Raw genomic sequence first — 18,358 nt, 5'->3', positions numbered from 1 at the left:
GCGCGCTACATCGCGGGGATCGGCCGCCGCGGCGAGGCGTTCGTGGTGGTGTTCGACCTCGCCGCGCTGATGGACGGCGACGCCCCGGCCCTCGACGCCGCACCCCGGGCCGCCTGAGGGATCCCGCACCATGGAGACCGATCCGGGGCCGCTCAGCGACCGGCATTTCCGCTCCGTCGCCGACCTGATCCAGCAGCACGTCGGCATCCAGCTCCCGCCGGCCAAGCGCACCATGGTCGAGGGGCGGCTGCGCAAGCGCATGCGCGCCCTCGATCTCCCGACCCTGGAGGCCTACGGCCGCCACCTGTTCGAGGCCGGCCATCTCGCGGACGAGTTCCCGCACCTCGTCGACTGCGTGACGACGAACAAGACCGACTTCTTCCGCGAGCCCGCGCATTTCGACCTGCTGCGCGCGACGATCGTGCCGCGGCTGGCGGCGCGCGGCGACCGGCCGCTGCTCAAGGTCTGGAGCGCGGCGGCCTCGACGGGGGCCGAGGCCTACACCCTGGCGATGGTCCTGCAGGACATGGCCGCCGATCGGTTCCGCTACGCGATCCTCGGGACCGACATCTCCTCGGAGGTGCTCGACCGTGCCCGCACGGCGATCTACCCGGAGGAGATGCTGGCCGCCGTGCCGCCGGACCTGCGGCGGCGCTACGTGATGGTCGCGCGCGACCGGGCCCGGCGCGAGGGGCGGATCGTGCCGGAGCTGCGCGCCCGGGTGCGTTTCCAGCGGCTCAACCTGATGGACGAGGTCTACCCGATCGACCGGGACGTCGACCTCGTCTTCTGCCGCAACGTGCTGATCTACTTCGACAAGCCGACCCAGAAGGCCGTGGTCGCGCGCCTAGCCGCGCATCTGCGCCCCGGCGGCTACCTGATCGTCGGCCATTCCGAGTCCATGGCGGGCGTCGGCGTGGCGGGCCTCGAGCAGGTCTCCTCCACCGTCTTCAGCAAGCTGAGGGAGTCCAGCCGGTGAGCGCGTCCCGACCGATCCGCGTCCTCGTCGTCGACGACTCGGCCTCCGTCCGCCAGACCCTGTGCGGCATCCTCGAGACGGCGCCCGACATCGAGATCCTGGGAACGGCCGCCGATCCGTTCATCGCCGCCCGCCGGATCCAGGAGGAGATCCCGGACGTCATCATCCTCGATCTCGAGATGCCCCGCATGGACGGCCTGACCTTCCTGCGGAAGATCATGGCGCAGAAGCCGCTCCCGGTGATCGTCTGCTCGACCCTGACCGAGGCGGGCTCCCGGATGCTGTTCGAGGTCCTGGAGGCGGGGGCGGTCGACGTGCTGCCGAAGCCGCGGGTCGACACGCGCCAGTTCCTGCTCGAATCCACCGTGCGGGTCTGCGACGCGGTCCGGGCGGCCGCGCGGGCCAAGCTGCGCGGGAGCCGACCGCGCCGGCAGATGGTCGAGGCGAAGCTCTCGGCCGACGCCGTCCTGCCGCCGCCGGTCCCGGGGCGCGTGGTGGCCGAGACCGACCGGATCGTCTGCATCGGCGCGTCGACGGGCGGGACGGAGGCCCTGCGCGACGTGCTCGAGGTGCTGCCCGCCGAGTCCCCCGGCCTCGTCATCGTGCAGCACATGCCGGAGCACTTCACGGCGGCGTTCGCCAAGCGCCTGAACGGGCTCTGCGCGATCGCCGTCAAGGAGGCGGAGGACGGCGACCTCGTGCTGCGCGGCCGCGCCCTGATCGCTCCGGGCGGGCGGCACCTCATGGTCGAGCGCCGCGGAGCCAGCTACGCGGTGTCGGTGAAGGACGGGCCCCTCGTCGCGCGCCACCGGCCGTCGGTCGACGTCCTGTTCCGGTCGGCCGCCCGGGCGGCCGGCGCGAACGCCCTCGGCATCCTCATGACCGGCATGGGCGACGACGGCGCCAATGGTCTGCTGGAGATGCGCCGGGTCGGGGCCCAGACCGTCGCGCAGGACGAGGCGAGCTGCGTGGTGTTCGGCATGCCCAAGGAGGCGATCGACCGCGGCGCGGCCGCCAAGGTCCTGCCGCTCGAGCAGATGCACCTCGAGATCCGGCGCTTCGGCCTGTCCGCGGCGCGCTGAGGCTGCGGCGCGCGCCGGGCTCAGGACTGATCGCGTTGCCCGGCCAGCGCCTCGGATCTCGCCCGGCGCCCCCGTGTGCGGCTGGATGGCTGGGCCGCTGCGCGCCGCGTCCGGCCGGTACCCGTCTTCACCGACTGGGCTCGGGGGAGCTTCTTGCTTCCGCCGCGCCGCGCGCCGCGATGGGTGATCTGCTCAGCGTCGGCGCCCTGTTCCTGCGGTCCGGCATCCAGCAGGCCCTGAACACCGGGCGGATGATCGGGCACGCGGAACAACCGGGCCAGCCCGTCGGCGACGCCCCGGAGAACGGCGTCCGCCTGCTCGTGATCTTCCTGGCCCTGTACGACGATGAAGCTCATCTGCGCACTCGGATGGTTCGTTCAGATCCTCAACTCGACACGCTGCGAAGGGTTGCCAGGCCTGTCGGAAGTCATCCGACGATCATGCGATTCCGCACTTCATGAACGTCATGTAATCAACCGGTGGTCGTATCGTGCTGAATAATGAATGATTGCCCGGAGACCCGGCGAGATGTCGCTACGACTCGCGGGGTCTTTCTCGGAGCGGAGTCCGGTCGCGCTCTGCGCTGTGCGTGGCAGCCTTGTGCTGGTGCACCACGGCACACGCTGCGCAGCGCGCCACCGGTTCCGTGTGCACCCGGCTCGCGAGCGGGCGGCCCCGGCCGGCTCACGCGGCGTAGCGGTCGAGTGCCAGGTCGTCGCTCGCGATCTCGGGAGCCCGGCCCGACACGAGGTCGGCGAGCAGGCGGCCCGAGCCGCAGGCCATGGTCCAGCCGAGCGTGCCGTGGCCGGTGTTGGTGAACAGATTCCCGACCCGCGAGCCCCCCACGATCGGGGTGCCGTCCGGCGTCATCGGCCGCAGGCCGGTCCAGAACGAGGCACTGTCGAGATCGCCACCGGCCGGGAACAGGTCCTGCACAGAGCGCGCGAGGGTCTCGCGGCGCGGCGCGCGCAGGGCGCTGCTGAACCCGGCGAGTTCGGCGGTGCCGCCGACCCGGATCCGGTCGCCGAGCCGGGTGATCGCGACCTTGTAGGTCTCGTCCATCACCGTCGAGACCGGCGCGGCCGCCGCGTCGGTGATCGGCAGCGTCAGGGAGTAGCCCTTCACCGGGTAGACCGGCAGCGCAATCCCGAGGGGGCGCAGCAGGGCCGGCGTGTAGCTGCCCAGCGCCGCCACGTAGGCATCCGCCCGCAGGAGGTCGCCGTCGGCGGTCTCGACGGCCGTCACCCGGTCGCCGGCGTGATGCAGGCGCGCGATCGCCGTGCGGTAGCGGAAGGTGACGCCGAGGCCCTCGCAGATCGCGGCGAGGCGCTGCGTGAACAGGTGCGCGTCGCCGGTCTCGTCGCCCGGCAGCCGCAGGCCGCCGACGAAGACGTCGCGCACCGCGGCGAGGGCCGGCTCGGCCGCGATGCAGCCGGCCGGATCCAGCACCGTGTAGGGCACGCCGTAGGCGTCGAGGACGCGGGTGTCGTCGCCGACATGGTCGAGCTGCTTCTGCGTCCGGAAGAGCTGCAGCGTGCCCTTCTCCCGGTGGTCGTAGGCGATGCCGGTCTCGGTGCGCAGGTCACGCAACGCGTCGCGGCTGTACTCGGCGAGCCGGACCATGCGGCCCTTGTTCCGCTGGTAGGCCTCCTCGGTGCAGTTCGCGAGCATGCGCGTCAGCCACGCGTAGAGGCGCGGCTCCAGCCGCGGCCACAGCACCAGGGGGCGGTGCCGCATCATCAGCCACTTGAGCGCCTTCACGGGGATCCCGGGGGCCGCCCAGGGGGCCGAGTAGCCGGGCGAGACCTGCCCGGCATTGGCGAAGCTGGTCTCCAGGCCGGAGCCGGGCTGGCGCTCCAGCACGGTGACCTGATGGCCGGCCCGGGCGAGGTAGTAGGCCGAGGTGACGCCGACGACGCCGCCGCCGAGGATGAGGACGTGCATGGCGGGCCTCAGGCTCCGAGATAGATGCGGTGGAAGCGGTGGCCGAGGCTGGTCAGGACCTCGTAACCGATCGTGCCGGCCGCCGCGGCGACGGCGTCGACGTCGCGCTCCGGCCCGATGATGTCGACGAGCGCCCCCGGCCCGAGGGTGCCGGGCGCCACGTCGGTGACGTCGAGGACGAGGCTGTCCATCGAGACGCGCCCGACCACGGGCAGCCGGGCGCCGCCGAACCACGCCGCGCCGTCCGCCGTGCTGCGGAAGAACCCGTCCGCGTAGCCGATCGCGACCGTGGCGAGGCGGCTTTCCCTAGTGACTGTGGCCGCGTGGCCGTAGCCGACCGGCGTCCCCGCCGGGACGCTGCGCGTCTGCATCACCCGGGCCCGCAGGCCGATCACCGGCCGCATCGGGTTCGCCGTGCCGTCCTGCGGGGCGATCCCGTAGAGGGCGGCGCCGGGGCGCACGAGGTCGAAGTGGAAGTCCGGACCGAGGAAGATCCCTGACGAGGCCGCGAGGCTCGCCGGCACCGCGGGCAGACGCCGCCGGACGGCCTGGAAGACCGATAGCTGCGCGGCGTTGACCGGGCTGTCCGGCTCGCCGGCACAGGCGAGGTGGCTCATCACAAGCCGCAGGTCGAGGCCCTCAAGCGCGTCTGGGTCGTCGAGCAGCGCGCCGACCTCCTCCGGCGCGAAGCCGAAGCGCGCCATGCCGCTGTCGATCTGGAGGATCGCCGGCAGGCGCCGTCCGAGGCGCCGGGCGAGAGACTGCCAGCCGTCGCGCTGGGAAAGATCGTTGAGGACGGGCACGAGGTCGTGGTCCGCGCAGGTCGCCTCGCTGCCCGGGGGGGCGCCATTGAGCACGGCGATCACCGCGCCGGGGCCGAGGATAGACCGGAGAGCCACGCCCTCGCCGACCTGGGCGACAAAGAAGTGTCGGCAGCCGGCGGCGGCCAGGACCGGCGCCACACGGTCGGCCCCGAGCCCGTAGGCATCGGCCTTGACGACGGCCGCGCAGGTCGCGGTCCCGGCTTGGACGGCGAGGCGGCGGTAGTTCTCCGCGATGGCCGCAAGATCAATGGTGAGGAGCGCGGAGGCTGTCCCGGCCGGACCCGCATCGGGCCGGAACGCGCGATCGATCATGCTCATGGCGACCCTCGGGACGACGCGCGGATGCGATGCCCGAAAGCTACACGAAGGATCGTCGAACGAGCGTGCATCCTGTCGAAGAGATTTGAGTTTGAAGCGTGGCCGTGCAAGTTTCTGCGGCCAGTTCGAAGTTCCTGCGAGTCGGGTGTGGACGCGATCGACCGCCGCATCATCCAGGCCCTGCGCGGCGACGGCCGGATCAGCAACGCGGATCTCGCCGCGGCGGTCGGCCTGTCGGCCTCGGCCTGCCATCGCCGCGTGCGGCTGCTGGAGGAATCCGGCGTCATCCGGGGCTACACGGCGCTGATCGGCGGCGCGGTCGACGGGCCCGGGCTCGTGGTCCTTACGCAGTTCACCCTGGACCGCCAGACCGAGGACTATCTCAACCGGTTCGAGGCGGCCGTGCGGCGCTGTCCCGAGGTGCAGGATTGCTATCTGATGACCGGGACGGCCGATTACCTCGTGAAGCTCAAGGTGATCGACGCGGCCGATTACGAGCGGTTGCACAAGGATGTCCTGTCGCGCCTGCCGGGGGTCGCCCGGCTGCAATCGAGCTTCGCCATTCGGACGGTCGTGGCGGCGGGCCGGCCGCTCTGAGGGGAACCCGGCATGACGCCGAGCACCGAACCGCGCGCGGGCGCCCCCTGCGACCTGCGCCTCCACGACGCCGCGCTCGCCGACGGAAGCCGGGCGACGATCGACATCCGGGGCGCATGCGTCGCGGCGCTGCGGGAGCCCGGCGCGCCGCTGCCGCCGGCTGGCCGCACGATCGATCTCGGCGGCGCCCTGGTGCTGCCGGGCCTGACCGACGGGCACGTCCATCTCGACAAGTGCCTGCTCGGCTTGCCCTGGCGCCCACACGCGGCGGCAAGGTCGGTCCGCGCGATCATCGACGATGAGAAGGCGTTCCGCCGAACCACGCGGATCCCGCTCGCCGAGCAGGGCGCCGAGGCGCTCCTCGAACGCCTGCTCCGTGGCGGCACGACGAGCCTTCGGACCCATGTCGATATCGACGACGTCACGCGGCTCGACCACCTCGCCCAGATCCTCGACCTGCGGGCGCGCTGGTCCGATCGCCTGCAGATCCAGATCGTCGCCTTCCCGCAGAGCGGGATCCTGGGCTGCCCGCCGGTCGCAGACGACCTGGACGCGGCCCTGCGGATGGGCGCGGACCTCGTCGGCGGCCTCGACCCCGTCGGCATCGACGGCGACCGCGACGGTCACCTGGACGTCGTCTTCGCCCTGGCCGAGCGGCACGGACGGGGCATCGACATCCACCTTCACGAGGGCGGCGCGGCCGGCCTCGCCACGATCGCGGCGATCGCGGCCCGCACCGCGGCGGCCGGGTTCGGCGGCCGGGTCACGATCAGCCACGCCTTCGCGCTGGCGGAGGCCGACGACCGGGAGCTCGGCCGGATCGCGGAAGCCCTGAACCGGGCCGGCGTCGCGATCCTCAGCAGCGTGCCGGGCGGGGCCCGATGCCCGCCGATCCCGCGGCTGCGCGCGCTCGGCGTCCCGGTCTGCCTCGGCACCGACAATGTCCGCGACTGCTGGAACCCCGCCACGGTCACCAGCATGATCGCCCGCGCCCAGCTCGCCGCCTACCGGTTCGACCTGCGCGCCGACGCGGACCTCGCGGCGTTGCTGGCGCCGATCACAGTCGTCCCGGCGCGGGTGCTGGGCCTCGGCCCGGGCACGGTGGCGCCCGGCGGGCGGGCCGACCTGATCGCCTTCGCGGCCGCCGGCGTGCCGCAGGTGATCGTGGAGCGCCAGGAGCCCGTGCTGGTCGTGGCGCGGGGCGCCGTCGCGATCGACCGGCGCGGCGCGGCCGCCGGGGACCCGCCGCCGTGAACGACCGCGCGCTGCGCTACCTGCTGGCCGTCGTGCGCGCGGGCTCGGTCCGGGCGGCCGCCGAGGTGCTGAACGTCGCGGCCTCGGCGGTGAGCCGGCAGATCATCGAGCTGGAGGCGCAGGTCGGCGAGACCCTGCTCGAGCGCCTGCCCCGGGGCGTCGTTCCTACCGAGGCCGGCCGTCTCGTCGCCGCGCACGCCCAGCGGCAGGCCGACGAGGCGGCGCTGCTGGAGGACCAGCTGAAGCGCCTGCGCGGGGTGCAGCGGGGCACGATCAGCCTGCGCTGCGGCGCCGGCTTCCTGATCGACCTCCTCGACAACGCGCTGGCCGGGTTCGCGCAGGACCATCCAGGCATCGCCTATCAGGTCGAGATCGGCACCACCGACGGGATCCTCGCGGCCATCGCCCGGGGGGACGCGGATATCGGCCTCGTCTACAACCCGCCCGCGCATCCGGATGTCCGCGGGATCGTCACCGCCCGGCAGCCGCTGCTCGCCATCCTGCCGAAGGGCCATCCCCTCGCCGACGGGGCGGCGCCGGTTCCGCTGCGCAGCTTCGCCACCGAGCCCGCCGCCCTCCTGCCGCCAGACCACGGGGTGCGCCAGCTGATCGGCCGCGTCGAGGCGGATGGCGGCTTCCGGCTGGTGCCGCGGCTGGAGACGGCGTCCTTCGAGCTGCATCGCCGCTTCGTCATGGCCGCGATGGGCGTCGCCTTCCTGCCCCGCTTCGTGGTCGCGGCCGAGCTGCGTGCCGACCTCCTCGACGCTGTGCCGCTGCGCGACAGCATCCTGTCGGAGGCGAGCGCCCACCTCGTCATCCGCGCGGGGCGGCGATTGCCCGAGGGCGCGGCGCGGCTACTCGGCTGGCTGGCCGACCACATGGTGGCGTTCCGGTCGCCACCGGCCTGACCCTACCGTTCTGGATTTCCGCACGGAATGTGCAGAAATCTATGATTGTGGCAACGCTCGTTTGCCGAGATCATCCTCCTGCACGGTGAGGACGGATCGGCATGACCATCGCAACGGTAGGGGTCGTCGGGCTCGGCAACATGGGTCTGGGCATGGCCGTGACCCTGGCCCGCAAGGGCTTCGCGGTCCTGGGCTACGATATCGACGCGGGCCGGCGCCCCGCCGCCGAGGCGGCCGGCGTCACCGTCCTCGACGCCCTGAACGACGTGCTCGGCCGGGCCGACGCCCTGGTCTTCTCGCTGCCGCTGGCGCGGGACGTGGAAGCGGTGGTCACCGCGGAGGGCGGCCTCCTGTCCCGGACCGACCGGAAGGTCGTGGTGATCGACACCTCGACTTCGGATCCCGGCACGACCCGCCGCCTCGCCGAGCGCCTCGCCGCGGCCGGTCACGCCCTCCTCGACGCCCCGGTGAGTGGCGGCCCGTCGGGCGCCGCCGAGGGCACCCTGACCATGATGATCGGCGGGGCCGCGGCGGATTACGAACTGGCCCGGCCGGTCCTGGAGGCCATGTCGGGCCGCGCGCCGCATGTCGGGCCGTCGGGCGCCGGCAACATCGTCAAGCTCGTCAACAACCTGCTGGTGGCGGCCCATCTCGTGACCACCGGCGAGGCCCTCCGCCTGTCCGAGGCGGCGGGCCTCTCGGCCGAGGAGGCCGTCAAGGTCGTCAACACCGCCACCGGCCGCAGCGCGATCAGCGAGGTCATGGTCCCGCGCTGGGTCCAGTCCGGCACCTTCGACAGCGGCTTCTCGGCGGGCCTGATGCGCAAGGACGTGCGCCTCGCCCTCGAACTCGCCGCCGAATGCGGGATCGACCTGCCGCTCTCCGCCGAGGTCAAGCGCATCTGGCAGGCGACGAAACCCGCCATCCCCGACACGGCCGACTTCACCCGCATGGCCGATTACCGCGATCCCAAGGGAGCCCACTGATGTCCGGCACGCCCCACTCGCCCGCCGCCGACCGGGTCGCCGCCCTCCTGGCCGACCTGCTGCCGGGCGGCCGCATCGGCAGCGTCGTGGCCGGCGAGATCCTCGCCGGGACCGGCGCCGCCCTCGACCTCACCAACCCCGCCGACGGCGGCGTGCTCGCGACCTTCGCCGATGCCGGGCCGTCGGTCGTCGCGGCCGCCATGGCGGCGGCAAGCGACGCCCAGCGCGCCTGGTGGGGGATGAGCGCGGCCGCCCGCGGCCGGGCGATGTGGTCTGTGGCCGCCCTGGTCCGGCAGCACGCCGCGGCTCTGGCCGAGTTGGAGACCCTCTCGGCCGGCAAGCCGATCCGCGACACCCGCGGCGAGGTCGCCAAGGTCGCCGAGATGTTCGAGTACTACGCCGGCTGGTGCGACAAGCTGCACGGCGACGTCATCCCGGTCCCGACCTCGCACCTGAACTACACCCGCCACGAGCCCTTCGGCACCGTGGTGCAGATCACCCCCTGGAACGCCCCGATCTTCACCGCGGGCTGGCAGATCGCGCCGGCGATCTGCGCCGGCAACGCCGTGGTGCTGAAGCCCTCCGAGCTGACGCCGCTGACGTCGCTGGCGCTGGGCCTGATCTGCGACCGGGCCGAGGGGATGCCCCGCGGCCTCGTCTCGGTGCTGGCGGGGGCCGGCCCGACCACCGGCGCCGCCGCGGTGGCCCATCCCGAGACGCGGCTCGTCGTGTTCGTCGGCTCGGCCGAGGCGGGCGCGCAGATCGCCGCCGCCGCGGCCCGCGCCATCGTGCCGAGCGTGCTGGAGCTCGGCGGCAAGTCGGCCAACATCGTGTTCGCCGACGCTGACCTCGACCGGGCGCTGATCGGCGCGCAGGCCGCGATCTTCGGCGGCGCCGGCCAGAGCTGCGTGGCCGGCTCCCGGCTGCTCGTGCACCGCTCGATCCACGCGTCCTTCGTCGAGCGCCTGTCGCGCGCCGCCGCGCGCATCCCGGTCGGCGCGCCGACCGACCCGGAGACGCAGATCGGCCCGATCAACAACCGGCGCCAGCGGGACAAGATCGCCGCCATGGTCGAGACCGCCGCGGGGGCCGGCGCGACCATCGCGGCGGGCGGGGCCTGCCCCGCCGCCTTGCGTGACACGGGCGGCTTCTACTACGGCCCGACCATCGTGGACGGCGTCGCGCCGGACGCCGCGATCGCCCGGGAGGAGGTGTTCGGCCCGGTCCTGACGGTCCTGCCGTTCGACGGCGAGGACGAGGCGGTCGCGCTGGCCAACGGCACGCCCTACGGCCTCGCCGGCGCTGTCTGGACCGGCGACGGCGGGCGCGGCCACCGCGTCGCGGCGGCCCTGCGGGCCGGCACCGTCTGGGTCAACGGCTACAAGACCATCAACGTGGCCTCGCCGTTCGGCGGCTTCGGCCGCTCGGGCTTCGGCCGCTCCTCGGGCCGCGAGGCGCTGATGGCCTACACGCAGACCAAGAGCGTCTGGGTCGAGACCGCCGCCGCGCCGGCCGTGACCTTCGGCTACGTGGGCTGAGCCCGACGCCACGGGCGCAACGACCGAGAGGATCTACCGCCAAGCCGGCGATCAAGACCGGCAGGCGGAGCAACGGGCAGCCCCGAGGGGGCCCAAGGAGGACGATGATGGCGGGGGAACTGTTTGCGACGAATACGCGGGCGGTCGCGCCGCCCGTCTCGGGCGGGGGCAAGCTGACGCTGTTCCTGCTCGCCCTCGTCATCGTCATCGTCGCGGAGGCGATCGGCAACGTCAGCATCCCGGTGGGCGCCGGCAAGATCGTGCTGCTCCCGCTGCTCTGGGCCCTGCTGCTGGGCGGCGCGCTGGGGCTGATGAGCCCGCGCCTGCCCGCGCCGCTGCGGCTGTCGACCGCCCTGCAGAACGCGGCCGGCGCCTACCTGCAGCCGGCGCTCCTGATCTTCATCGCCAAGCTCGGCCTGCTCGTGGGCGGGTCGCTGCCGAAGATCCTCGCCTCCGGCTGGGCCCTGGCCTTCCAGGAATTCGGCCACTTCTTCGGCACGATGGTGTTTGGCCTGCCGGTCGCGCTCCTGCTCGGCATCAAGCGCGAGGCGATCGGCGCGACCTTCTCGGTCGGCCGCGAGCCGAGTCTCGCCATCATCGGCGAGCGCTACGGCATGGATTCGCCGGAGGGGCGCGGCGTGCTGGCCGAGTACCTGACCGGCACGGTGTTCGGCGCGGTGTTCATCGCCCTGCTGGCCGGGCTGATCGCCAGCCTCAAGATCTTCAACCCGCTGGCCCTGGCGATGGGCGCCGGCGTCGGCTCCGGCAGCATGATGGCCGCCGCCTCGGGGGCGATCGCGGCCCAGCAGACTCCCGAGGTCGCCAAGGACGTCGCGACCTTCGCGGCGGCCAGCAACCTCGTCACCACGACGATCGGCACGTACTTCACCCTGTTCCTGTCGCTGCCCTTCACGATCTGGGCCTACGGCAAGCTGGAGCCGATCCTCGGCCGCAACCGGGTGGACGCCGCCCGCCCGGCCGAAGCCGACCCTCAGGCGGCCGCGCCGGCCCATCAGGAGGTGCGGATCAGCCTCGGCGAGACCGTGCTCGCCTGGATCCTGATCGGCGCCTACGGGCTGATCGGCAACTGGCTGACGTACGGCGTCGTCCCCGACGCGCAGGTCGTCGCCGGGATGGCGATCATCATCGGCACCGTGCTCGCCGGCTGGGGCCTGTACTTGCTCCTCGGCCGGCGCCTGCCCGCCGTCCTCTGGGTCTCGATCATCGGCATGGCGCTGACCTATCCCGGCACGCCCTACGCCGCCGAGATCACCGCCCTGACCGGCAAGCTCAACTTCCTGGCGCTGGCCACGCCGATCCTGACCTTCGCGGGGCTCTCGGTCGCCAAGGACGTGCCTGCCTTCCGTCGCCTCGGCTGGCGGATCGTCGTGGTCTCGTTCATGGCCAATGCCGGAACGTTCCTCGGCGCGGTTCTCATCGCCCAGTTCTTCATGCATCCGCCGATGGGATGAGCCGCCGCGCCGATCGGCGTAGGGTCCGGGCGGGGGATCGAGGCGCTGCGGCGGCCTCCGGCATTGGGGAGAGATCGCATGCGTATCGAGGCGGAGACCGTGGAGCGGATGGTCGCGTGGCGGCGCGACCTGCATGCCCATCCCGAGCTGGCCTTCCAAGAGATCCGCACGGCGGATCTCGTCGCCCGGGAGCTGGCCGCCTGCGGCCTGTCGGTGAAGACCGGGCTCGGGCGCACCGGCGTGGTCGGGACCCTGAGCCGGGGCGACGGCCCGACCCTCGGCCTGCGCGCCGACATGGATGCCCTGCCGATCCAGGAGGCGACCGGCGCCGCGCACGCGTCCCGGACGCCCGGCGTGATGCATGCCTGCGGCCATGACGGCCACGTGGCCATGCTGCTCGGCGCGGCGCGGCACCTCGCGTCGCGCACCGACCTCTCGGGAACGGTGCATTTCATCTTCCAGCCGGCGGAGGAGCTCGAGGGCGGCGGGCGCGCCATGGTCGAGGACGGCCTGTTCCGGTCGTTCCCGTGCGACTCGGTCTACGGCCTGCACAACTGGCCGGGCCTGCCGCTCGGGACCTTCGCGACCCGGGTCGGTGCCATCATGGCCTCCCTCGACACGTTCGAGATCACGGTCGTCGGGTTCGGCACCCACGCGGCCATGCCGGAGCGCGGCACCGACACGCTGGTGGTCGTCTCCGAGATCGTTCTGGCCCTGCAGACCATCGTGAGCCGCCGGATCGCCCCTACGGACCCGGTCGTGCTCAGCGTGACGCAGATCCACGGCGGCGATGCCTACAACGTCATCCCCGAGCGCGCGGTCATCCGCGGGACTGTGCGGTGCCTGGACGAGACCGTGCGCAAGCGCGTCGCGGACCTCGTCGCGGCCATCGCCGGCGGGACGGCCGCCACGCACGGCGCCCGTGCGGAGGTGGACTACCGGTTCGGATACCCCGCCACCGTCAACACCGCCGACGCCGTCGGCACCGCCCTGGAAGCGGCCGGGGCCGTCCCGGACATCACCGCACGCCGCGGCGAGGTCGGCCCCTCCATGGCGTCGGAGGATTTCGCCTACATGCTCGAGGCCTGCCCCGGCGCCTATGCGTGGATCGGGACCGACGGGACGCGCAAGAGCGTGCCGCTCCACAATCCGGGCTACGACTTCAACGACGAGGCCCTGCCGGTCGGCGCCGCCTACTGGGCCGCGCTGACGACGCACAGCCTCAGGCCGTGACACGGCGGGTCCCCTGAGAGACCGCCCGCGCCTCCGGCGCGGGCGGTCTCGATTTGGGGCTCAGGCGGCCATCGGCCCGTAGCGCCGGTGACCCTTCACGTCGAAGCGGTCGAGCATCATGACCTTGTCCCAGGCCTTGACGAAGTCCGCCACGAAGCGCCGCTGGCCGTCGCTGCCTGCGTAGGCGTCGGCGATGGACCGGAGCTGCGCGTTCGAGCCGAAGACGAGGTCGCTGCGGGTCGCCTCGAACTTCGTCTGCCCGCTCGCGCGGTCCTTGAGCGCGAAGGTCATCCCGTCCGAATCCGCCTTCTCCCAGACCAGATCGACGTCGGTCAGGGTGCGGAAGAAGTCGGTCGTCAGCACCCCGACCCGGTCGGTCAGGACGCCCCGGCTCGACCCGTCGTGGTTGGCGTTGAGCGCGCGCAGGCCGCCGGTCAGGACGGTCCATTCCGGGGCCGTCAGCGTGAGCAGGTTCGCCTTGTCGAGGAACATCTCCTCCGGCGAGACGCTGCGCGTCATCTGCCCGAAGCCGTCGTCGACGTAGTTGCGGAACCCGTCCACCACCGGCTTCAGCCACTCGAACATCTCGAGGTCCGTGAGCGCCTGCGTCGTGTCCACCCGGCCCGGCGTGAACGGGACCGGCGTCTCGACCCCGGCGTCGCGGGCCGCCTTCTCCACGGCGACGCAGCCGCCGAGCACGATCAGGTCCGCCAGCGAGATCTTCTTCCCGTCGCTGCGGCCGCCGTTGAAGGTCGCCATCACGCCGCGCAGGGCCTCGACCACGGGCGCGGCCCGCCGGTTGACCGCCCAGTCCTTCTGCGGCGCGAGGGCGAGGCGGCCACCGTTGGCCCCGCCGCGCTTGTCGCTGTCGCGGTAGGTCGAGGCCGCCGAGAAGGCCGTGAAGGCCAGATCCGAGACCGACAGACCCGTGCCGGAGATCGCCTGCTTCAGCGCGGCGATCTCGGCCTCGCCGACGAGGTCGTAGTCCCGCTCGGGCAGCGGGTCCTGCCACAGGAGCCCGTCCTCGATCACGACCTCCGGGCCGAGGTAGCGGTGCTTCGGACCCATGTCGCGGTGGGTGAGCTTGTACCACGCCTTGGAGAAGGCCTGGGTGAAGGCGTCGAAGTCGTTGAGGAACTTCTCGCAGACCTTGCGGTAGTCCGGGTCGACCTTCAGGGCGATGTCGGACGTCATCATCATCAGCGGGTGCATCTGGCCCGCGACGTGGGCGTCCGGCGTCTTCGGCGCGTCGGGATCCTTCGGCGTCCACTGGAGGGCCCCCGCCGGACTCTTCGTCTGCTCCCACTCGAACTTGAAGAGGTTCTCCAGGTAGGCGTTGTCCCACTTCGTCGGATCGGGCGTCCAGCTGCCCTCGATGCCGTTAGTCATCGTGTCCTTGCCGGAGCCCGCGCCCTTCGGGTTGTGCCAGCCCAGCCCCATCGCCTCCATCGGCGCCATCTCGGGCGGCGGCCCGATCTCCTTGGCCGGCACCATGCCGTGGCTCTTGCCGAAGGCGTGGCCACCCGCGATCAGCGCCACGGTCTCCTCGTCGTTCATCGCCATGCGGGTGAAGGTGATCCGGATGTCGCGGGCGGAGGCCAGGGGATCGCCGCTCGCGTAGGGTCCCTCCGGGTTCACGTAGATCAGCGCCTGGTGCGAGGCGGCCAGCGGGTTCTCCAGGTCGTAATCGGCGTCGCCGTTCCTGCCGCGCCAGCGCTTGTCGCGATTCACCATGTCGTCGAAGCTCGAGACCGAACCCATCTCGACCACCTCCGGGCCCCAGTAGGTGGCGTTGTCCGCCTCCCAGGCGTCGAGGCGGCCGGCTGCGAAGCCGTAGGTCGGCAGGCCCATGATCTCGAGGGCGCAGTTGCCGGTCAGGACCATCAGGTCGGCCCACGACAGGGCATTGCCGTACTTGTGCTTGATCGGCTGCAGGAGGCGCCGCGACTTGTCCGTATTGCCGTTGTCCCACCAGCTCGAGATCGGGGCGAAGCGCTGCATGCCGGTGCCGGCGCCGCCGCGCCCGTCGGCGATCCGGTAGGTGCCGGCCGAGTGCCAGGCCATGCGGATCATCTGCGGGCCGTAATTGCCGTAGTCGGACGGCCACCAGTCCACCGACGAGGTCAGGAACTGCTTGATGTCGCGCTTGAGCGCCGCGAAGTCGATCTTGGCGAACTCGGCCGCGTAGTCGAAATCCGGGCCGAGCGGATCGGCCGCGAGCCCGTTCTGGTGGAGCACCTCCACCCGCAGGCGATGGGGATACCAGTTCTCCAGCGTCGGCCGGTTGCCGTGGGCGCCGCCGATCCGGTCGCCGCCGAACGGGCACCTGCCTTCCATGTGAAACGACGTCGTGTCCGTCTTGTCGATCGTCTCGCTCATCGGGTGGTCCCCCTTGATTGTGCGCGACGGCCGGGCGCGCGGGGCTCGGACGTCGACGGCGGTGGGCGGTGCAGGTGGTCCGAACCCTCAGGCGATTCCCGTCGCGCTCGAGACTCGTGACGAAATGAGGCGGTCTCCGGCCGGATCAAGCTCGGGGCGTCGAAGTCCTGCCCGGGTCGCGGTGGAGAGCCGCGCAGAGATCGCGATGACGTTGTCGCGATCCGCCCTGTCGCCGCCGTCGCCGAGGGCGGGCATCGACTCGAGGTCGACGCCGCGGCGTGCCCGGGCATTGCCCGTCCTCTTGGGGGCCGTGGCCGGCCGTCATGACCGATGTCTCGGCTTCCGAGGGCGGCCGATCGCGACGATCGCCGCCGGTCAGGGCGCGGCTCGTGTGCCGGCCGGCGGGGTGCCGACCGACCCGCTCTCCGAGCCGGTGACGACCTTGCGGGCGGCGGCTTGGCTCTGGCTGGCGTAATCGGGCGGCGCGGTCTCCCCCTGCCAGATCATCAGGCCGGCCAGGGCGGCGATCATCAGCCCCACGCTGACGAGGAGCACGACCAGCACCGGCCTGCCGCGCCGGCCCTGACGGCTCTCCTGTGCCGTATGCTGTTCGACCATCCGCGCCTCGCTGGACCGTGGTTCCGGGAAATCCCGGCGGAAACCCGTGGCCCCGCGAATGGGTCCGGTCCTGCGACGCTGTGGACCGGACGCGCGCAGCGCGCCGACGCCGCGCCGCGACCCGTTGGCGCGCACCGGCATTGGTCATACAGTCATACACATGACCGTCGTGACCGCGCCGCAGCCCGATCTCCGTTTGCCGCTCTACCAGCGCCTGCGGGACGAGATCGCCTTCCAGATCGCCCGCAACGTCTGGCGCTCGGGCGAGCCGATCCCCACGGAGGCGGAACTGGCGGCGACCCACCGCGTCGCCATCGGCACCGTGCGCAAGGCGATCGACGTCCTCGTCGCCGACGGCCTCGTCGAGCGGCAGCAGGGTCGCGGCACCTTCGTGCGGCGTCCGCGCTTCGACCGGTCGCTGTTCCGGTTCTTCCGGCATCTCGGGCCGGACGGCACCCAGGCGGTGCCGGAGGGGCGGATCCTGTCGCGCGAGGCCCGTACGGCGCCCGCGACCGTCCGGGAGGCCCTCGGTCTGGACGCGCGCGGCGAGGCGATCCGCCTGATCCGGACGCGCCACCTGCAGGGGCGCCCGATCCTGTCCGAGGCGATCTGGCTGCCGGCCGCGCGGTTCGCACCGATCCTCGAAGCCCCGCTGACGGAGATCGGCGATCTCCTCTACCCCGCCTACGAGCGGCTGTGCGGGGAGATCGTCGCCCGCGCCGAGGAGACCCTGACCGTCGGTATCGCCGACGCGACCGACGCCGAGCGCCTCGCGATCGCCGACGGGGATCCGGTCGTCGTCATCGAGCGCCTCGCCTTCGGGTTCGATGCCCGCCCAATCGAGTGGCGCGTGACGCGCGGCGCCGCCAGGGACTTCCGGTACCACGTCGACCTCCGCTGAAAGCCCGGCGCCTTGACGCGTCGACCCGCGCGTGCTCATCTATTCATATAAATGACTAGTCCTCTTCGGAGGGCGGAGGAAAGCCCGTGTTCCGCTGGTACCGAGAAGTCGGTCCGGCCGAGCGTCGCACCTTCTGGGCCTGTCTGGGCGGGTGGTCGCTCGACGCCCTGGACGTGCAGATGTTCAGCCTCGCCATACCCGCGCTGGTGGCGACCTTCGGGCTCAGCCGCTCGGAGGCCGGCCTGATCGGCGCGGTCACGCTCGTCGCGGCGGCGCTCGGCGGCTGGCTCGGTGGCCTCGCGGCGGACCGGATCGGCCGCGTCCGGGCCCTCCAGATCACGGTGCTGTGGTTCGCGGTCGCGACCTTCCTGGCGGCCTTCGCGCAGAGCTTCGCCCAGCTCCTGACCTTGAAAGCGCTGCAGGGGATCGGCTTCGGCGCCGAGTGGGCGGCCGGCGCCGTGCTGATGGCGGAGGCGATCCGACCCGAGCACCGCGGCAAGGCACTGGGCGCCGTCCAGGGCGGCTGGGCGCTCGGCTGGGGTGGGGCCGTGCTCCTGTCCACGGCGGCCTTCTCGGTGCTGGATCGGGAGGCCGCCTGGCGGGTCCTGTTCGCCTGCGGCCTCGCGCCGGCGCTCCTCCTGCTCTACCTCCGCCGCTCCGTCCCCGAGCCGGCTCGACCCTTGGCAGGGCCGGCTCCGGCGCCGGCCGGAAGCCTCGCGATCTTCGCGCCCGGCCTGCGGCGGATTACGGTGATCGGGACGCTGCTCGGCCTGGGCGCCCACGGGGGCTTCCACGCCCTGTTCACGTGGCTGCCCACCTACCTGAGCGCCGAGCGCGGCGCCTCGGTCCTCGGCACCGGGCTCTACCTCGCCGTCATCATCGCGGCCTTCGGCCTGGGCTGCCTCGTCGCCGGCGGGCTCGTGGACCGGCTCGGGCGCCGCCGGACGGTGGCGCTCTACGCCGCCGGCTGCATGGTCCTGGTCGGCCTCTACCTGCTGCTGCCGGTCGGCGGCGCGGGCCTGCTCCTCCTCGGAGCGCCCCTCGGCTTCTGCACGGCCGGCATCCCCGCGAGCCTCGCGGCGCTGTTCAGCGAACTCTTCCCGGACGGCCTGCGCGGGACCGGGATGGGCTTCTGCTACAATGCCGGCCGCCTCGCCTCCGGCCTGCTGCCCCTCGGCGTCGGCCTGCTCAGCGAGATCTGCGGCCTCGGCCCGGCGATCGGCCTGTCGGCCCTCGGCGCCTACGGGCTCGTCCTCCTCGCCGTCGCGCTCCTGCCGGATCGGCAGTCCGGCGGCGCGCTGATCCCTCAGACCGCGAGATGATCC

General features: G+C 72.5%; 16 protein-coding genes and 1 pseudogene. 12 read left to right on the top strand and 5 right to left on the bottom strand.

Annotated elements, in window-relative coordinates; all coding sequences use genetic code 11:
* The 3 genes and pseudogenes from ACLBXO_RS07705 to ACLBXO_RS07695 all read left to right on the top strand — a co-directional run.
* Nucleotides 1–117: pseudogene (locus ACLBXO_RS07705) on the top strand (chemotaxis protein CheW); the annotation flags it as partial.
* A gap of 13 nt (nucleotides 118–130) precedes the next feature.
* Nucleotides 131–979, top strand: a complete 849-nt coding sequence (locus ACLBXO_RS07700; protein ID WP_447685019.1) for a CheR family methyltransferase — start codon at nucleotides 131–133, stop codon at nucleotides 977–979.
* Nucleotides 976–2,061, top strand: a complete 1,086-nt coding sequence (locus tag ACLBXO_RS07695; protein WP_331316766.1) for a protein-glutamate methylesterase/protein-glutamine glutaminase — start codon at nucleotides 976–978, stop codon at nucleotides 2,059–2,061. Before ACLBXO_RS07700 ends, ACLBXO_RS07695 begins: the two co-directional genes overlap by 4 nt.
* Before the next feature lie 20 nt (nucleotides 2,062–2,081).
* Here ACLBXO_RS07695 and ACLBXO_RS07690 read toward each other — a convergent pair whose 3' ends face one another.
* The 3 genes from ACLBXO_RS07690 to alr form a co-directional block, all read right to left on the bottom strand.
* Complete coding sequence (locus tag ACLBXO_RS07690) at nucleotides 2,082–2,417, bottom strand: hypothetical protein (protein WP_447685018.1); 336 nt, start codon at nucleotides 2,415–2,417, stop codon at nucleotides 2,082–2,084.
* 328 nt (nucleotides 2,418–2,745) lie between these two features.
* Nucleotides 2,746–4,005, bottom strand: coding sequence for a D-amino acid dehydrogenase (locus tag ACLBXO_RS07685; protein ID WP_447685017.1), 1,260 nt, complete (start codon nucleotides 4,003–4,005; stop codon nucleotides 2,746–2,748).
* Nucleotides 4,006–4,013: 8 nt separating this feature from the next.
* Entirely contained in the window at nucleotides 4,014–5,147 is a 1,134-nt protein-coding gene (alr, locus tag ACLBXO_RS07680; RefSeq protein WP_447685016.1) for an alanine racemase, read from the bottom strand.
* Nucleotides 5,148–5,294: 147 nt separating this feature from the next.
* On the opposite strand from alr, the gene ACLBXO_RS07675 reads away from it, so the two are divergent.
* The 7 genes from ACLBXO_RS07675 (at nucleotide 5,295) to ACLBXO_RS07645 (ending at nucleotide 13,135) form a co-directional block, all read left to right on the top strand.
* Nucleotides 5,295–5,744 (top strand): Lrp/AsnC family transcriptional regulator, encoded by a 450-nt coding sequence (locus ACLBXO_RS07675; RefSeq protein ID WP_192710968.1) that lies wholly within the window; start codon nucleotides 5,295–5,297, stop codon nucleotides 5,742–5,744.
* 12 nt (nucleotides 5,745–5,756) lie between these two features.
* Complete coding sequence (locus ACLBXO_RS07670; RefSeq protein WP_447685015.1) at nucleotides 5,757–6,998, top strand: amidohydrolase; 1,242 nt, start codon at nucleotides 5,757–5,759, stop codon at nucleotides 6,996–6,998.
* Nucleotides 6,995–7,906 (top strand): LysR family transcriptional regulator, encoded by a 912-nt coding sequence (locus tag ACLBXO_RS07665; protein ID WP_447685014.1) that lies wholly within the window; start codon nucleotides 6,995–6,997, stop codon nucleotides 7,904–7,906. The genes ACLBXO_RS07670 and ACLBXO_RS07665 overlap by 4 nt, the downstream gene beginning before the upstream one ends.
* A 101-nt stretch (nucleotides 7,907–8,007) precedes the next feature.
* A complete protein-coding gene (locus ACLBXO_RS07660; RefSeq protein ID WP_447685013.1) occupies nucleotides 8,008–8,892 on the top strand; it encodes an NAD(P)-dependent oxidoreductase in 885 nt (294 codons plus the stop codon).
* Nucleotides 8,892–10,430, top strand: a complete 1,539-nt coding sequence (locus ACLBXO_RS07655) for an aldehyde dehydrogenase family protein (RefSeq protein ID WP_447685012.1) — start codon at nucleotides 8,892–8,894, stop codon at nucleotides 10,428–10,430. Before ACLBXO_RS07660 ends, ACLBXO_RS07655 begins: the two co-directional genes overlap by 1 nt.
* A gap of 107 nt (nucleotides 10,431–10,537) precedes the next feature.
* Nucleotides 10,538–11,902, top strand: a complete 1,365-nt coding sequence (locus ACLBXO_RS07650; RefSeq protein WP_447685011.1) for a DUF3100 domain-containing protein — start codon at nucleotides 10,538–10,540, stop codon at nucleotides 11,900–11,902.
* A 78-nt stretch (nucleotides 11,903–11,980) separates the two neighbouring features.
* Nucleotides 11,981–13,135: a M20 aminoacylase family protein gene (locus tag ACLBXO_RS07645; RefSeq protein ID WP_447685010.1), complete on the top strand. Its 1,155-nt coding sequence runs from the start codon at nucleotides 11,981–11,983 to the stop codon at nucleotides 13,133–13,135.
* Between the two features lie 60 nt (nucleotides 13,136–13,195).
* Here ACLBXO_RS07645 and katG read toward each other — a convergent pair whose 3' ends face one another.
* Both katG and ACLBXO_RS07635 read right to left on the bottom strand, forming a co-directional pair.
* Nucleotides 13,196–15,514: a catalase/peroxidase HPI gene (gene katG, locus ACLBXO_RS07640; protein ID WP_447685009.1), complete on the bottom strand. Its 2,319-nt coding sequence runs from the start codon at nucleotides 15,512–15,514 to the stop codon at nucleotides 13,196–13,198.
* Nucleotides 15,515–15,889: 375 nt separating this feature from the next.
* Nucleotides 15,890–16,132 (bottom strand): hypothetical protein, encoded by a 243-nt coding sequence (locus ACLBXO_RS07635; RefSeq protein ID WP_331316755.1) that lies wholly within the window; start codon nucleotides 16,130–16,132, stop codon nucleotides 15,890–15,892.
* Between the two features lie 160 nt (nucleotides 16,133–16,292).
* Between ACLBXO_RS07635 and ACLBXO_RS07630 the strand changes: the two genes are divergently transcribed.
* Both ACLBXO_RS07630 and ACLBXO_RS07625 read left to right on the top strand, forming a co-directional pair.
* On the top strand, nucleotides 16,293–17,033 hold the full coding sequence (locus tag ACLBXO_RS07630) for a GntR family transcriptional regulator (RefSeq protein ID WP_331316754.1): 741 nt from the start codon (nucleotides 16,293–16,295) through the stop codon (nucleotides 17,031–17,033).
* Between the two features lie 86 nt (nucleotides 17,034–17,119).
* Nucleotides 17,120–18,355, top strand: coding sequence for an MFS transporter (locus ACLBXO_RS07625; RefSeq protein ID WP_447685008.1), 1,236 nt, complete (start codon nucleotides 17,120–17,122; stop codon nucleotides 18,353–18,355).
* Nucleotides 18,356–18,358: the final 3 nt, after the last annotated feature.

It is taken from the genome of Methylobacterium sp. C33D, assembly GCF_053345825.1.
The sequence above is the reverse complement of the archived record's forward strand: the minus strand, read 5'-3'. Positions and strand labels throughout refer to the sequence as shown.

Bases quoted from the DNA above. Each gene is read 5' to 3' on its own strand.
- ACLBXO_RS07685 (WP_447685017.1), bottom strand. From the start codon at position 4,005: ATGCACGTCCTCATCCTCGGCGGCGGCGTCGTCGGCGTCACCTCGGCC.
- ACLBXO_RS07655 (WP_447685012.1), top strand. From the start codon at position 8,892: ATGTCCGGCACGCCCCACTCGCCCGCCGCCGACCGGGTCGCCGCCCTC.
- ACLBXO_RS07630 (WP_331316754.1), top strand. From the start codon at position 16,293: ATGACCGTCGTGACCGCGCCGCAGCCCGATCTCCGTTTGCCGCTCTAC.
- ACLBXO_RS07690 (WP_447685018.1), bottom strand. From the start codon at position 2,417: ATGAGCTTCATCGTCGTACAGGGCCAGGAAGATCACGAGCAGGCGGAC.
- ACLBXO_RS07650 (WP_447685011.1), top strand. From the start codon at position 10,538: ATGGCGGGGGAACTGTTTGCGACGAATACGCGGGCGGTCGCGCCGCCC.
- ACLBXO_RS07645 (WP_447685010.1), top strand. From the start codon at position 11,981: ATGCGTATCGAGGCGGAGACCGTGGAGCGGATGGTCGCGTGGCGGCGC.
- katG (WP_447685009.1), bottom strand. From the start codon at position 15,514: ATGAGCGAGACGATCGACAAGACGGACACGACGTCGTTTCACATGGAA.
- ACLBXO_RS07635 (WP_331316755.1), bottom strand. From the start codon at position 16,132: ATGGTCGAACAGCATACGGCACAGGAGAGCCGTCAGGGCCGGCGCGGC.
- ACLBXO_RS07670 (WP_447685015.1), top strand. From the start codon at position 5,757: ATGACGCCGAGCACCGAACCGCGCGCGGGCGCCCCCTGCGACCTGCGC.
- ACLBXO_RS07700 (WP_447685019.1), top strand. From the start codon at position 131: ATGGAGACCGATCCGGGGCCGCTCAGCGACCGGCATTTCCGCTCCGTC.
- ACLBXO_RS07660 (WP_447685013.1), top strand. From the start codon at position 8,008: ATGACCATCGCAACGGTAGGGGTCGTCGGGCTCGGCAACATGGGTCTG.
- alr (WP_447685016.1), bottom strand. From the start codon at position 5,147: ATGAGCATGATCGATCGCGCGTTCCGGCCCGATGCGGGTCCGGCCGGG.